The organism is Yersinia massiliensis (assembly GCF_003048255.1).
Lineage (GTDB): Bacteria > Pseudomonadota > Gammaproteobacteria > Enterobacterales > Enterobacteriaceae > Yersinia > Yersinia massiliensis_A.
Genome location: NZ_CP028487.1, coordinates 2,023,061 through 2,038,160 on the forward strand (window position 1 = coordinate 2,023,061; position 15,100 = coordinate 2,038,160).

The following is a 15,100-nucleotide window of genomic DNA, read 5'->3' on the forward strand; positions in this document are numbered from 1 at the left end:
GGTTCGACACCACCACGACAGTAACCCGACAATCACACGACATCATTCTGACACCCGCCGTTCTAGGGGGTAACGACGCTTGCGCGTCATTCCTTCGCTAGATTGACCCCACCCGTTATGGTTTTTATCACAGTTGCGAGGGCGCAATATTGACAAAGCTCAGAACGGTCAATATCTTGAGTTAAAGTAAAACTCCACTTAAATTATTTATTTGGAGTTTTATTCTCATCTTTCAACCCACGTATTTTTGCCTGAATTATTGATTAATAGGGAATACAGCAAATGACCCAGATATACCGTCAATATAAGAAAAAATGGCGAACAAAAGTAGCCCTGTTTAGCGTACTGACTCTGTTGGTGAGCTTATCCTTGCCGCACGCCAGTGCGCAAAGCTACCCAGATGTTCCCGTCCCCTTTAAAAATGGCACAGGCGCGCGGGTCGCGAATGACTTGTACGTCGGCCTTGGCAGTGCTGGCCAAGCATGGTTTCGCCTTGATACCAACAACATTGGCCAAGGCTGGCAGAAAATAGCTGACTTTCCTGGGCAACCGCGAGAACAGGCCGTGACGGTGGCGCTTGAGGGGAAATTGTATGTTTTTGGTGGTGTGGGTAAAAGTAGCGCTAATGACACACAGGTGCGTGCGCTGAATGATGTTTACCAATTTGACCCGCAGACGAACCATTGGCAGCCATTAGCAACTCGAGCGCCTCGGGGGCTAGTGGGAGCAGCGGCTACCACGCTGGACGGGACGCAGGCGGTACTGTTGGGGGGCGTCAATAAAGCGATATTTGACGGTTATTTCGCGGATCTGGCGGGCGCTGGAGATAACGAAACCCAGAAAAAAGCGGTCATTAATGCGTATTTTGATCAGGCACCGGCTGATTATTTCTACAGCCGCGATGTGCTTATTTATGAACCGCAAAAGAATCAGTGGAAAAATGGAGGGCAGGTGCCCTTTTTAGGCACGGCAGGGTCCGCTCTCACCAATAGGGATAACCGTTTGATACTGATTAACGGTGAAATAAAACCGGGGTTACGCACAGCAGCGGTGTGGCAGGGTGAAAAACAGGGAACAACATTCGCGTGGCGGTCACTCGTAGATTTGGTGGGGCCACAAAAAGGCAGCATACAAGAAGGGTTAGCGGGAGCATTTTCTGGCACTAGTCATCATGCCGTCTTGGTCGCCGGTGGGGCTAACTTCCCCGGTGCTAAAAAACAGTTCGATGCGGGTCAACTCTACGCACACCAAGGATTGAAAAAACAGTGGCAACAAGCCGTGTACGCGCTGGTGGATAACCAATGGCAGCGGGTTGGCGAATTGCCCCAGCCTCTTGGTTACGGTGTCTCTATTCAGGGAAATGATAAAGTGATCCTTATCGGTGGAGAAACCACGGATGGCGTTGCGACTTCCGCAGTGACTCAAATGACTTGGCAAGGCAACAAACTGCACATGGAGTAGAAAGGGGTATTGAGCTATTGTGCCGAATGGCAGGATCATCGCGCCAATATCTCGCTTTTAAGCGAAATAGATGCGTACGATGATCCTGACGACTGATGCTTGGGTAGGGCAACGCTCGCTAACTATCTTGCGGTAACGGCTTTCCATCGCGACCTAAACCGGACACCAGCTTACGGCGCTGCAACAATGCATTGAGTAATATCGCGCCAAAAGTCGCTGTGCCGATGCCACCAAGGGTAAAATTACCCAACGTCAAAGCAAAGTTCCCTGCACCTAACACTAATGTCACCGCGACCATGATCAGGTTGCCGTTATCACTCAAATCGACTTTGTTTTGAACCCAAATACGCGCACCGGCGACGGCAATCAACCCAAAGACCACAATAGACGCTCCGCCTAATACCGGCCCCGGAATGGTGTGGATCAGCGCCCCAAATTTAGGTGAAAAACCCAGCGCAATAGCCACCAACGCAGCAGCCACGAAGACTAAGGTTGAATAGATTTTGGTGACTGCCATCACGCCGATGTTCTCGGCATAAGTGGTGACACCTGTACCACCTGCCGAACCAGACAGCATCGTTGCCAGTCCATCACCAACAAAAGCTCGCCCCATATAAGGGTCAAGATTCTGACCGGTCATTCCGGCAACCGCTTTGATATGACCTAAATTTTCTGCCACTAAAATAACGGCAACCGGCGCAATCAGTAACATGGCATGAGCATCAAAGACGGGGGTGGTAAATTGTGGCCAGCCAAACCAGGCCGCCTGACTGATTGGTCCGAAATCAACCGGTGTTCCCCAGCCAAAACCATTGGCGACCACCAGATAGATGACATAAGACAAAATCAGCCCAACTAAAATCAATAGACGTTGAATCATCCCATTTGTGAATACAGCAACGACACCGATACATAAGATGGTGACCACCGCCATCCAACTGTTAAATGATGAACCCGAAACACTGTTAACGGCGATGGGGGCCAAATTCAACCCAATCGCCATGACTACCGCCCCCGTCACCACCGGCGGCATCAACCGTTCAATCCAGCGAGTCCCGACGCTCATCACAATAAAACCAATCAAGGTATAAATTGCGCCGCAGGCAATAATGCCGCCTAACGCCAGTGCAATATTGGGGTTGGGGCCGCTGCCGGTGTAGCCAGTTACGGCAATGACTAACCCGACAAACGCGGCACTAGAGCCCAAATAGCTAGGTACACGGCCGCCCACAATCAGGAAGAACAGCAGGGTGCCTATACCTGACATTAAAATAGCCAGATTGGCATCAAACCCCATCAGTAGTGGCATCAACACGGTGGCACCAAACATCGCCACCGCATGTTGCAGTCCCATAATCAGTGTGGCACCTATTGGTAGCCGTTCATCTGGAGCAATAATGGCTCCGTCTAGATTACCGCTGCGTTTGCGCCATATTGGAAACCAGGTATTCGCCATAATATGCTCCGTGAATCATCTGCTGATAAACATCAATAAGTTATTTCTAAGTGAGTCAGTTAATTCTCATTTGAATCAACGGCTCTGGCGCATTAACGGGTGATAGCAGCGATCAAAATAGGCTAAGCCGTGTGTGTCATCGTTATGAATGACGGCGGCAGCCTGACAAAAAAGAATGTCGTGGGTACCCACCGAAACCACTTGGGTAATATGGCAGTCAAAAGAGGCCACTGCCCCATTGAGCACCGGTGAACCCGTCACTAACGTGGACCATTGAGCTGCTGAAAAACGCATTTCCATGGTCGTTTTGCCGCCGAACAGATTGGACAGTGATTCATGTTCAGCGCATAAGGTGTTGACGCACAGCGTCTGATTTTGCTTAAAAACAGCATAAACCGATGCCGAGCGGTTGAGGCATACCAATAAAGTCGGCGGTGAATCGGTCACACTGCATACCGCAGAGGCGGTAAATCCTGCGCGTCCTGCTGGGCCATCGGTGGTGATAATATTCACGGCAGAACCCAGCCGTGCCATGGCATCTCGAAAATCCTGCTTATCGACAGCCACACTGCGCAATGCTGAAGGTGAAGGGAGTGGCGTCACCGACGGTGATTCCGCTGATAGCCCTTTTGGCGGCAGTACTAAAGTTGTTACTGTTGACGTTTGCATGGTCCACCTCATGATTAAAATTCAATTCATCAAAAGACAAGCAGATAAATCAAAGAACTTGGCACGCCTCGTCAAACGCTAAACGAGGTGAGCGGGCATACAGTTTTTGGCTATCGCCATAACCGATATTCACTAACAAATTGGATTTCCAGCCTTTTTCAGCCAAAAAGAGGTCATCAACCAAGGCGTTGTTAAAACCCGACATGGGGCCGGTATCCAACCCCAACGCGCGGCAGGCAATAATCAGATAAGCCGCCTGTAAGCTGCTGTTGCGAAAAGCCGTCTCGGTGGCGAGTTCGGGGCTGGAGGTAAACCACGAGCGGGCATCGCCATGTGGGAACAACTTAGGGAGCGCGTCATAAAATGCGGGATCATAGGCCACGATGGCGGTGACGGGGGCTTGCATCGTTTTCGCCAGATTGCCGCTGGATAATGCCGGTTTAAGCCGTGCTTTGGCCTCGGTGGAATGGATAAAAACAAAGCGTCCAGGGCAACAGTTAGCCGAAGTTGGCCCCATACGGGCTAATGCGTAAGCTTGGATAAGCAACGCATCCTCGACAGGTTTATCCAGCCAACCATTGTGGGTCCGAGCCTCGGTAAATATTGTAGCCAGTGCCTCGGGGGTTAATGTGTATGTCATGTCTGCTCCGTCAAATTATTGGGGGGTGTCCCGCAGATTTAGCGTTAATGCGTTGCTGGACAGTGAGGTGTCCAGCAATAAATAACTGAGCAATATGCCGTTAAATTGCTCACTGTTGGTGACACTCATCGCGTGACCGCCATAACTCATTTGCGCCCATTCGCCGTAGGGCATTAATTCAGCCAGGGCTTGTGAGCAGGGATAAGGCACCAGTAGGTCGTCGGTAGCACACAACGCCAGTGTGGGCGTTTTGATATGAGGGAGTTCCGCTCGAAAGTCACGATTCATCAAGGCATTTAGGCGGCGCAATAGGTTTTCCATCCCTTGGAAATGGGCTGTTTGGTGTGCTTCTTCATGTTCTATCAGTGAAGCATTTCGGGAGAGCCAGTCTGCAGGATAAAGAAACAGGGGCTGAGCGCGAACATAAGCGGCCACACCGCTGTTCAGCAGCAAATCTTGGCGAACGTGAAAGCAACGGCGTGTTTGGCTATCGAGTTCCGGCCAACTGTTCACCGCCACCATGCGTTCGATGCACTGGGGGTGTGTCAGAGCCAACTGCAAACCAATCATTCCCCCCAATGCGTGGCCGACAAAATGGTAGCGTTCAATATGTTGGCGCTGTAATAACGCCGCTAATTCTGCTGCCATATCGGCTAAGGTATAACCGGATGGGATGACGCCAGGGCTACGCCCAGTACCGAACTGATCGTAAGTCACCACTCGGAAGTGCTCACCCAACGCCGCCAGTTGCGGTTGCCAAAAGCTGCCACTACCGCCCAATCCGGCGGATAAAACCACTGTTTTTGCGGACGGCGAATGCTGACCCGTTATCTCGAAATACATTGTCACGCCTCCGTCATGGGATGTATTGCACGTACTCGCTCGGCACGTATTAGCTCGACTCGCGTATTGGTTCAACTAACGCGGCAAATGTGCGACTGATGCGATTTCAATCAGCGCATCGGGCTTTACTAAGCCGCATTGGATACAAAAACGGGCCGGTTTATCGCCGGGGAAATACTCCGCGTAAACCTGATTAATCGCGGCGTAATGTTGCCAGTCCGTGAGGAAGATAGAGTTAAACGTCACGTCAGCCAGTGTGCCGCCAGCGGTTTCAATGACTGATTTAATCGTGTCCAATACATGGCGAGTTTGCGCAGTGGCATCACCGACGTGCACCACATTATTCTGCTTATCGAATGCCAAGGTGCCGGAGACATACACCACGCCATCCGCTAACGTACCGAGTGAGAATGGGGCGAGTGGGGTGCCACTGCCGGGTGGAGTAATGATGGTTTTAGGCATTGTTCTCTCTAATATATCGTTTGAGGATTGGCATCAAATGCATTAATCGTGCCGACTGTCTTTATTCAGCTGACAGCATTAAGACTGCAGCTTTTATGACGACGGCGACTTTCTTATGCTGACTGGCTGAGTCGTACGGACGGTGCAACGCAGGTACAAAATGTGTCCACATCCGATACCCAGCCGAAGAAGGTTTCGATGTTATAAAGGGCGGCCTTTTGGGCGAAATCAGGCCCCGCTTGGTGGGTGGCGTCCTCTAACACCACGCCGAAATATTCAAAAAAGAAACCGTCCCGCAGCGTTGATTCCACGCACACATTGGTGGCAATGCCGGTAAAAATCAGATGATGAATCCCTTTCGCACGTAACATGCTGTCGAGTTGGGTATTAAAAAAACCGCTATAACGGGGCTTGGGGATCACTATATCGCCCGCTTGCGGCTGTAGCTCATCAACCAAGTCATAGTCCCAGTTGCCTTTCGCCAGTAACTTGCCCATGAGTTCTGGCTTTTTGCGCATGGTTTTCAATGCATTGGACTTATGCCAATTTGGTGATCCTTCCCCACCCGCTTCCACGTAGTCGGGGTCCCAGCCATTTTGGAAAAAGATCACTTGAATACCTGCCGCACGCGCAGCCACGATGGCACGCTTAATATTACTGATAACAGGTGCTGTCGCTGAGACATCAAATCCGGCTAGATCGAGATATCCTCCCGGCGAGGCATAGGCGTTTTGCATATCAACCACAATCAATGCACTGGCTGATGTCGGAAAGGCAATCGGTTCGGGGCGCGCATTGAGAATGACTTCGTCCGCACTTACGCCAAGGCTGCGCCGCACGGGGGACTTATTTTCAATGGCGTTATTTTCGTCATTGCCAAGGGAGGGAATAGATGGGTGGTGTTCGACAATTTTCATCATGCTACCTCTCGGGTGACAGGAAGCTCGGTGTTGCAGATATCAGCACGGCTGGTCATGAGGGGTTGGATGCGTTGACCGAAATTCTCAATGCCAGACAGGAAATCATCAAAGGTCAGCAGAATGCCGTCCGTACCGGGTACGGTTGCTATCTCATCCATCATCTTTGCCACGTTGGCGTAGGAGCCGACCAGCGTTCCCATATTGATATTGACGGCGGAAGTCGGGTCGGCCATTTGGCGCACATTGGTGTCCGCGCCGGATTGGGTATCTTTGCCACTTTGCTCGGTTAACCAAGCGAGTGCTTCGGTATCAGCACCGGCTTTGTAACTCTCCCACTTAGCACGAGCCAATTCGTCGGTTTCATCGGCGATAATCATAAATAAGACGTAACTGCTGACATCGCGACCGACATGCTCGGCAGCCGTTTGCAAGCGGGCAGCTGTAGGAGCAAAGGCGGTTGGGGTATTAACGCCCTTACCGAAACAGAAGTTGTAATCGGCATATTTCGCGGAGAAGGCCATTCCGGCGTCACTTTGTGCCGCACAGATTAACTTGATGGGTGTTTCTGGCTGCGGGCTGACACGGCAATCATCCATTTGGAAGAATTCGCCTTTAAAATCAGATTTCCCCGTTCCCCAGAGATCTTGTAATACCTCGACGTATTCAGAGAGATAATCATAGCGGCGGCTAAAGTAGTCATCTCCGGGCCATAATCCCATCTGTTCGTATTCAGGTTTTTGCCACCCGGTCACCACATTAAGGCCAAAACGGCCATTAGAGATCGAGTCAATTGTTGAGGCCATGCGCGCCACAATCGCGGGGGGCAGAGTCAAGGTGGCGGCAGTGGCATAAATCTTAATACGCGAGGTCACTGCAGCCAGTCCTGCCATCAACGTGAAGGATTCAAGATTGTGATCCCAAAACTCAGTTTTCCCCCCGAATCCACGCAGCTTTATCATCGATAAAGCAAAATCGAATTGATAATGTTCGGCTTTTTGGACAATCGCTTTATTTAACTCAAAGCTCGGCATGTATTGCGGTGCATTGCTGGAAATAAGCCAACCGTTGTTACCGATAGGAATGAATACGCCAATTTTCATTTGAGCACCTCTAGGTTATGGGGCGGAATATCGGATGTCTGCGCCAATACCTAAGCAAAGCCAATGCCACTTTTTATAAAATCAATCTAATCAATGAATTGATGAAAAATGGTAAATTGAATGTTGAGCAAATGGTCTGAAATGGACTGTTTGGTAAAATAATTGTGCACAAAAAGCAGGCGTAAATGTTCAACAACGGTGCAAGTGATCACTCTAATGAGGTAGATGAGTGGAACGGGAACCGGCTCTAGGTTGGGTTGATAGCCTTTGCTATTATCAGTTTCATCAATGCTAATTAAGGGATTATCCGTGAAGCCAGCCAAAACTGACATTGCAAGCACGGCGCAACTTGAAGCGGCCAGCGTGTTAATGAAACCTAAACCTTCTCGCCGCAGCAAGGCGGTGGCAGCAAAACGGCACGCCATTATGAGCGCTGCACTGGACCTGTTTTCTCGTTATGGCATTCACGGCACAAGCCTCGATCAGGTTGCTGAAGGGGCTGATGTCTCAAAAACTAATTTGCTGTACTACTTCCCATCAAAAGAAGCGCTCTACCTGGCCGTGCTAAAAGATATTTTGGCTATCTGGTTAGCTCCGCTAAAAGCACTGCAAGCTGATCAACAGCCCATTGAGGCCATTTGTCACTATATCGAACTCAAACTGGCAGTCTCTCGCGATCATCCGCAAGCCTCACGCTTGTTTTGCCTGGAGATGATTCAGGGGGCGCCTTTGCTAAGGCAGGAATTGGCGGGGGAGTTAAAAACGTTATTTGATGAGAAGGCACTTATTATCCGTGCTTGGGTAGATAAAGGCCTTATCGCCGATCTTGATCCGCAACATCTGATTTTTATGCTGTGGGCGACCACTCAGCATTACGCCGATTTTAGTGTGCAGATAGACGCGATTAGCGGCAAAAATCTGAATGATGAATCGTTCTTCCAGCAGACCGTCGACAGCGTGCAGCAGTTGGTCATTCGCGGTATTTTACCGAGGGAGAATGATGACTGAATAGGAGGGGAGCGGCGTCAGAGTAACCTGACGCCGGATAAAATTAGCGATTATGATTGTCGTACAGATAGCTTTTGCGCTTCTTCAACGTGATATATCCGATGGTCAGAATTACAAACCATAATGGTGTGACTATCAGTGCCTGACGAGTATCGCTTTCCAGAGTTAGCAGTACTAAAACAAAGGCGAAGAACGCCATGCAGATCCAGGACATAACAATACCGGCGGGCATTTTATAGATTGATTTCTTATGTAAGGCTGGACGTCTTTTGCGATAGACCAGATATGAGCAAAGGATAATGGTCCATACGAACATAAAGAGAATCGCCGACACGGTGGTCACCAGCGTAAAGACCGTCATGACATTTGGGATCAAATAAATCAGCACTACACCACCTAACAGGCAGATGCATGAGAAGGTCAGGCCGGAAGCCGGTACGGATCGACGGGATAATTTACCAAATTGTTTTGGCGCATCACCTTCTTTCGCTAACCCAAACAGCATACGGCTGGTGGAGAACACACCACTGTTGGCTGAAGAGGCTGCGGAGGTCAATACCACAAAGTTGATTACGCTGGCTGCAGCGGGAAGTCCGACAAGGACAAACAACTCAACAAACGGGCTTTTATCGGCGACGACTGAACTCCAAGGGGTCACGGACATAATCATAATCAATGAGAACACGTAAAACATGATTATGCGGATCGGGATGGAGTTGATAGCGCGCGGTAAAACCACTTCAGGGTCTTTGGTTTCAGCGGCAGTTGTCCCGACAAGCTCAATACCCACAAAGGCAAAAACAGCTATTTGGAAGCCAGCAAAGAATCCACTAATCCCTTTAGGGAACATCCCACCATCATTCCATAAATGCGTAAATGACGCTGTCACGCCTGACGGAGATTGATAGCTCATTAAGACCATGGTCAGGCCCGCAAAGATAAGCGCCACAATGGCCACAATCTTAATCATGGCAAACCAGAACTCCATCTCACCGAACATTTTTACTGTGGCTAAATTCAGTGATAGCAGCAGTAAAACCACTAATAAAGAGGCGACCCATTGGGAGAAACCCGGGAACCAGAATTGAGCATAAGCAGTTATGGCTACGACATCGGCAATACCGGTGATCACCCAGCAAAACCAATACGTCCAGCCAGTGAAAAAACCGGCCCATGGGCCAAGCAGGTCTGCGGCAAAGTCACTGAATGACTTATATTTTAGGTTCGATAGCAACAGTTCGCCCATTGCCCGCATCACGAAAAACAGCATAAAACCGATTATCATATAAACGAATATGATCGATGGCCCAGCTAGGCTGATGGTTTTACCCGATCCCATAAACAACCCAGTGCCTATCGCACCGCCAATAGCAATCAGTTGAATATGGCGGTTGGAGAGATTCCTTTGGAGGTGCTCTTCAGGTTCCGGCAAAGGTTCTGCCACTATCTTGGATTGGTCTACCATCTTACCCATTCCCTCTTCCTGTATTTGTGAAGTTGTTGAGCTCTATGTTGGCTCTTAGATTTACCTGTCTGTCTGTCTGTCTGTCTGTCTGTCTGTCTGTCTGGATTTTTCTTGTTCTACAGTATAATTTGCGAATTATTTAATGTATTCGCAACAATAATTGCACAATACTCCTCATTTTCCAGTGTTTATATTTTACACACTGAAATTTGTTAAGTTCATCACAGCGGATGGAATTACAACATGAACTTACTCAACTAACAATAATCGTCAGTAAGAGATGAATAATTAATCTGAAGAAAAGGAAGTCATGCAGGATAAAAAGAAAATACGACGAAGTGTTTGACAGCTAAGGGTAACAGGAGAATAATTATCGCCGTTGGGTCGTTAGCTCAGTTGGTAGAGCAGTTGACTCTTAATCAATTGGTCGCAGGTTCGAACCCTGCACGACCCACCAACAAAATCAATTACTTATATCTCATCTCTGACTTAAAGTAGATTTAGACAGCATATTTGACATATCTTCTATTTGTTGGCTTAAATTCACCTATAAGTATAGATATATATTTACTCTCTTTGGTTTTCTCTTTATCTAATCTCGTTATTAATAAATCTACAGTTATGTAAAAATAATTATTGGCCTGTCTGTCATTATTCTATTTCAGAGAAATCAATTTATGAAAAGTAATCGAGATAATAATTTGCGTAAGATTCTCACAGAGAATAGCAAAGGCCCGCATCAGCGGGTCTCCTAGTTGGCGTTTTGCTATTGAAATACGAAATGAATGAACCCGATAACCAGCAGTAGAAACGCAGTATATTGTAAGTAGTAAGCAGACATTGTTCTCATATTTATCCCCCCTTGACGTGATTACATTTAAACAAGCAATATCTGCGCCATTATCTAATTGTTTGATAAATGGTATTTTTTGTTTTTGTGTCAATGTATCCATGCCCTGAATAAGGGCGAGGGCACCATTAAGGGGCGCTATTGTGAGTTCAGCACGCGTGAGATATCCGGGGAGTTAGCCTCCCCAAGAATGGATATACAAATTGAAATTATGACGTGGAGATAAAGCGAGGTTTATTCTGGTTTTTTAGCGGATAGCAAGAATATCATTGGACGTTCTTTTTCTTCATCTAATGCAGGGCAATCAGCAATTTGTTTTGCTGTTGGTCCCCATTCTTCTAAATGCGTAATAACAAAACCTTGTTTGATCAAAAGATTAATATAAGTCCCTAATGTACGGTGCTGTTTGATAACACCCTCTGCCAACCAGTTTGTGACTCTTTCACCTTCAGCCTGATAGCTATTGACTGGCCATGATTGTTGTTCATCATCAGTCATTATCCAACCCGGACGCTTGGGGGCAGTGTAAATAGGATGTTCTGCAGAAAAAACAAAACTACCACCTGGTAATAGTGCATCGTAAATCTTAGCGAATAGAGCAGGTAGTGCTTTTATGTAGTGCAAAGTCAGGGAGCTATAGGCTAGGTGGTACATCTGTTGTGGTAGCGCTACTCTTTCCAAATCCTCTTGGCGATAAGTAATGTTTTCGTCAGTGGCCATTTCTTTAGCGCGGTTTAACATTTTTTCAGAGACATCTAGCCCCAGAATTTCTGTTGCGCCTTGCGTATGTGCATATCGGCAAAACCAGCCGTAGCCACAACCTAAATCAACGACTGTTTTTCCTGACAGTGGCGGTAGGATTTTACAGATTGCCGGCCATTCAGGTGCGCCTTCTAATCCATCGACTGAACGGCTCAATTTGGCATAGCCTGAAAAAAAAGCCTGATTATCATAAATATTCTGAGTCATTTATCTTCCTCATGACATGGATCTTTATTTACTTATTAAAAAGCGTAGATAGTTTAGCATTTACCTGACCAGATTAAATGGGCCAAGTTAAGCAATGAATGCTATTTCACTTCTAATGCTAAGTTGTTAGCGCAAGTTAAAATAGTTGTTAACATTAATATCTGAAACTTCAAATTCATTAATATGGATCCTGGATAAGATTAATATTAATTCTATTATGTTATTCATCGTAAAATAGGCTAAACTTTGTACAGTTCGATTAGTGTGTTGTTAATCGTCCTGGTTTCTGTAAAGACTGATAAAGCATGCATGTATTGCTAATGCAGATAGTCATTCCCATAGATGAAGGTGCTTTATCCCTGACTAAATGCTTCTCTTGAAGGAGATAGCGATGACTCCCGTACAAATACTGATTATTCTGGTACTAACACTTTTTGCATTGTACCGTCAGTCGGTCAGCCACGAGGTGTTGTTAGGTCCAGCTCGCTTTAAATGGGCTTGGGTTTATGGGATGGTCGGGCTGGTAGTGGGTGGCACATATATGCCAGCTACCATGACTTCCTGGTTAGTCTTAGGTAGCGGTGTATTATTTAGTATTGTCATTGGTATTTTACAAGGCCGCCTTATTGAGATCTGGCGCGAACCGGATGGGCGTATTTTTTGTAAAGGAACACCACTGACTATCACTTTGTTTATGCTGCTTGTTGGATCTAAATGGATTATTGGTACATTGCAATACCTTTATAATCGGCCAACTGAACAAGGTGGTTTTGGCGAAATTTTAATTATGATTGCGGTCATGGCTGCATTTCAGGTTGAAATTATCAGACGCCGTAGCCGAGTTTTATATCCAGATAATCCGATTGATTCTTTACCTGAAGGACGTTAAAAGCGGGTTCAGAGCTAACAGTCTAGGGTGGACTGTTAGCTCATATCAGGCGTGTGTTGATTTTGAAGTATTAATCGACAATAAAAAGTTTAGCGCCTGATACTGTGGAGGAACGGTGCGCTTCTGCATCGTCTGCAACTTGATAGCTCATACCTGCTTTTAAAATAAAAGTCCGACCATCAACCAACTCAGTGCTCATTTCACCGTCAAGACACAATAAAATATGTCCTTTAGAGCACCAATGGTCAGCCACGTACCCTGCGCTATATTCCACCATACGTACTCTTATATTGCCAAAGTGCTGTGTTTGCCAGTAGGCAACGCCATGATCCCCGTCATGTTTGGTTTTCGCAATTGTTGACCAATCAGTGATACCAAACGGAATGTCCACTATATTCATTTAAGCCTCATTATCGATACGGAGATATCAGCACCCCATGTGCGCAGCGTTAAAAGTAATACACAGTGTATTACCTTATTACCAGACCCACTTTTTTAAAGTAAGCCATACTATGGGTTGCAAGGTAAAAATGGAGATTACAATAATATGAAAAACCTAACTATTTTCCAGTTTTTTCATTGGTACTATCCGGATGGCGGCAAATTATGGCAGGAAGTCTCTGACCGCGCGGAACATCTTAGTCAGCTTGGCATTAATTTTGTTTGGCTTCCCCCTGCCTATAAAGGTGCTTCAGGAGGTTATTCCGTTGGGTATGACACCTATGATTTGTTTGATTTAGGCGAGTTTGACCAGAAGGGAACACGAGCGACAAAATATGGCGATAAAGAAGGCCTACTTCATGGGATTGGCCGGCTAAAGGAAATGGAGATAAAAGTTCTTTTTGATGTGGTGCTTAACCATAAAATGGGTGCTGATGAAAAAGAGAACGTCAGTGTTCGCAGAGTTAACCCTGAAAACCGCACTGAAATTGACGAAGAAATTATAGATGCACAGGCTTACACACGCTTCACATTTCCTGGACGCCAACAAACATACTCATCATTTATTTGGGATAAGCAGTGTTTTACAGGGGTAGATTATATTGAAGATCCATCAGATGAGGGGATTTTTAAAATCATAAATGATTATAGTGATGAGGGTTGGAATACCGAGGTTGATGATGAATTAGGTAACTTTGATTATTTGATGGGGGCCGATATTGAATTTCGTAATCCTGCGGTAAAGGAGGAGCTAAAGTATTGGGGCGAGTGGTTGCTTGACACAATACCTATTGATGGTTTCCGCTTAGATGCCGTAAAACATATTCCCGCATGGTTCTATAAAGAGTGGATCGAGCATGTACGAAATAAAGCTGGGCGAGACTTAATGGTTATTGCCGAGTATTGGTCACCTGATATCGAAAAGTTACAGCAATATATTGCTCAGACCGAGGGTAATGCCATGTTATTTGATGTGGCTTTGCACCACAATTTCCATGATGCGTCAAAACAAAGTGAAGAGTATGATTTGACCCAAATATTCAGTGGGACTCTAATTGAGGTTGATCCATTTCATGCCATCACATTAGTCGCGAATCATGATACTCAACCCCTCCAATCACTCGAAGCGCCAGTAGAACCGTGGTTCAAACCACTAGCTTATGCATTGATTCTCATGCGTGAGCAAGGTATTCCCTGCGTTTTCTACCCAGATCTTTTCGGCGCGAGTTATGAAGATAATGGTGATGATGGAGGTACATATCAGATAGAAATGCCGATTGTTGGTGAACTGGAAAAATTAATACAAGCTAGGCAACGTTTTGCTCATGGTGCGCAAACAGATTATTTTGATGATAAAAACTGTATTGCGTTTGTTCGCGCGGGTACGGAAGAAGACCCCGGTTGTGTCGTAATTCTTTCTAATAGCGCGGAAAATGAAAAGGAAATTACCCTTGGGAAAGGGTTGCCTAATAAAGAATTTGTTGATTACTTAGGGCACCATCCCGCTACTATTACGACTGATGAAGCTGGGATAGCAGTATTTCCAGTCAATGGTGGGAGTGTGAGTCTTTGGGTACTCAAAGAGTGTTTACAATAAATAGCTTCAATCAACTTTTTAGGTATTGTGTTAAGATTACAAGCCCTAAAACTGTAGGTATTCAATCATGGTTTTTGTCATTCTTTGGTTTGCTATTGCAGCGCTCAGCGAATATTTAGTGTGGGGATACCCATTGTTGGCGGTGTCTTTAGCATTGTTATTTGTGATTATGGGTGGATATTGGGTCTACAGAATTAGGAAAATTCAGGTAAGTGACGAAATTTCTGATGAACGAAGGTCCAAAGATATCAGCAATCTCAATCTCACTTTTTCAGTGGGCATGCTAGCGATTCACGCACTCATATTATTGCTGTTACGTTGAGTCATCTT

General features: G+C 46.5%; 15 protein-coding genes and 1 tRNA gene. 6 read left to right on the forward strand and 10 right to left on the reverse strand.

Annotated elements, in window-relative coordinates; genetic code table 11:
• The first annotated feature begins 282 nt into the window (after positions 1–282).
• Complete coding sequence (locus DA391_RS09450) at positions 283–1,461, forward strand: N-acetylneuraminate epimerase (protein ID WP_108087616.1); 1,179 nt, start codon at positions 283–285, stop codon at positions 1,459–1,461.
• A gap of 118 nt (positions 1,462–1,579) precedes the next feature.
• Here the strand turns inward: DA391_RS09450 and rutG are convergent, their stop codons facing one another.
• The 7 genes from rutG to rutA all read right to left on the reverse strand — a co-directional run bounded on the left by rutG (position 1,580) and on the right by rutA (position 7,551).
• Positions 1,580–2,917 carry a pyrimidine utilization transport protein G gene (gene rutG / locus DA391_RS09455; RefSeq protein WP_050285773.1) on the reverse strand — a complete coding sequence of 446 codons (1,338 nt, stop codon included), beginning with the start codon at positions 2,915–2,917 and terminating at the stop codon, positions 1,580–1,582.
• A 75-nt stretch (positions 2,918–2,992) separates the two neighbouring features.
• Positions 2,993–3,451 carry a flavin reductase gene (locus tag DA391_RS09460; RefSeq protein ID WP_050080772.1) on the reverse strand — a complete coding sequence of 153 codons (459 nt, stop codon included), beginning with the start codon at positions 3,449–3,451 and terminating at the stop codon, positions 2,993–2,995.
• A gap of 184 nt (positions 3,452–3,635) precedes the next feature.
• Positions 3,636–4,226 (reverse strand): malonic semialdehyde reductase, encoded by a 591-nt coding sequence (locus tag DA391_RS09465; protein ID WP_108087617.1) that lies wholly within the window; start codon positions 4,224–4,226, stop codon positions 3,636–3,638.
• Positions 4,227–4,241: 15 nt separating this feature from the next.
• The gene (gene rutD, locus DA391_RS09470) at positions 4,242–5,069 is read right to left on the reverse strand and encodes a pyrimidine utilization protein D (RefSeq protein WP_050080496.1); all 828 of its coding nucleotides are present in this window, start codon (positions 5,067–5,069) and stop codon (positions 4,242–4,244) included.
• Positions 5,070–5,144: 75 nt separating this feature from the next.
• On the reverse strand, positions 5,145–5,531 hold the full coding sequence (gene rutC / locus DA391_RS09475; protein ID WP_050080497.1) for a pyrimidine utilization protein C: 387 nt from the start codon (positions 5,529–5,531) through the stop codon (positions 5,145–5,147).
• Between the two features lie 113 nt (positions 5,532–5,644).
• A complete protein-coding gene (gene rutB / locus DA391_RS09480) occupies positions 5,645–6,448 on the reverse strand; it encodes a pyrimidine utilization protein B (RefSeq protein ID WP_057643276.1) in 804 nt (267 codons plus the stop codon).
• Positions 6,448–7,551, reverse strand: a complete 1,104-nt coding sequence (rutA, locus tag DA391_RS09485; RefSeq protein ID WP_057650200.1) for a pyrimidine utilization protein A — start codon at positions 7,549–7,551, stop codon at positions 6,448–6,450. Before rutA ends, rutB begins: the two co-directional genes overlap by 1 nt.
• A gap of 369 nt (positions 7,552–7,920) precedes the next feature.
• Between rutA and rutR the strand changes: the two genes are divergently transcribed.
• On the forward strand, positions 7,921–8,559 hold the full coding sequence (rutR, locus tag DA391_RS09495; RefSeq protein ID WP_057643337.1) for an HTH-type transcriptional regulator RutR: 639 nt from the start codon (positions 7,921–7,923) through the stop codon (positions 8,557–8,559).
• Between the two features lie 43 nt (positions 8,560–8,602).
• On the opposite strand, the gene cycA is transcribed toward rutR, so the two are convergent.
• Complete coding sequence (gene cycA, locus DA391_RS09500; protein WP_172986958.1) at positions 8,603–10,024, reverse strand: D-serine/D-alanine/glycine transporter; 1,422 nt, start codon at positions 10,022–10,024, stop codon at positions 8,603–8,605.
• A gap of 381 nt (positions 10,025–10,405) precedes the next feature.
• Between cycA and DA391_RS09510 the strand changes: the two genes are divergently transcribed.
• Positions 10,406–10,481: transfer RNA gene (locus DA391_RS09510), tRNA-Lys, on the forward strand.
• A 627-nt stretch (positions 10,482–11,108) separates the two neighbouring features.
• Here DA391_RS09510 and DA391_RS09515 read toward each other — a convergent pair.
• Positions 11,109–11,843: a class I SAM-dependent methyltransferase gene (locus DA391_RS09515; RefSeq protein ID WP_050080503.1), complete on the reverse strand. Its 735-nt coding sequence runs from the start codon at positions 11,841–11,843 to the stop codon at positions 11,109–11,111.
• A gap of 391 nt (positions 11,844–12,234) precedes the next feature.
• Here DA391_RS09515 and DA391_RS09520 point away from each other — a divergent pair, with 391 nt between their 5' ends.
• The gene (locus DA391_RS09520; RefSeq protein WP_050080504.1) at positions 12,235–12,732 is read left to right on the forward strand and encodes a hypothetical protein; all 498 of its coding nucleotides are present in this window, start codon (positions 12,235–12,237) and stop codon (positions 12,730–12,732) included.
• 70 nt (positions 12,733–12,802) lie between these two features.
• Here DA391_RS09520 and DA391_RS09525 read toward each other — a convergent pair whose 3' ends face one another.
• Entirely contained in the window at positions 12,803–13,132 is a 330-nt protein-coding gene (locus DA391_RS09525; protein WP_050080505.1) for a DHCW motif cupin fold protein, read from the reverse strand.
• A 147-nt stretch (positions 13,133–13,279) separates the two neighbouring features.
• Here DA391_RS09525 and amyA point away from each other — a divergent pair, with 147 nt between their 5' ends.
• Both amyA and DA391_RS09535 read left to right on the forward strand, forming a co-directional pair.
• The gene (amyA, locus tag DA391_RS09530) at positions 13,280–14,770 is read left to right on the forward strand and encodes an alpha-amylase (RefSeq protein ID WP_108087619.1); all 1,491 of its coding nucleotides are present in this window, start codon (positions 13,280–13,282) and stop codon (positions 14,768–14,770) included.
• 67 nt (positions 14,771–14,837) lie between these two features.
• Positions 14,838–15,092: a hypothetical protein gene (locus DA391_RS09535; RefSeq protein WP_050080508.1), complete on the forward strand. Its 255-nt coding sequence runs from the start codon at positions 14,838–14,840 to the stop codon at positions 15,090–15,092.
• Positions 15,093–15,100 lie beyond the last annotated feature (8 nt).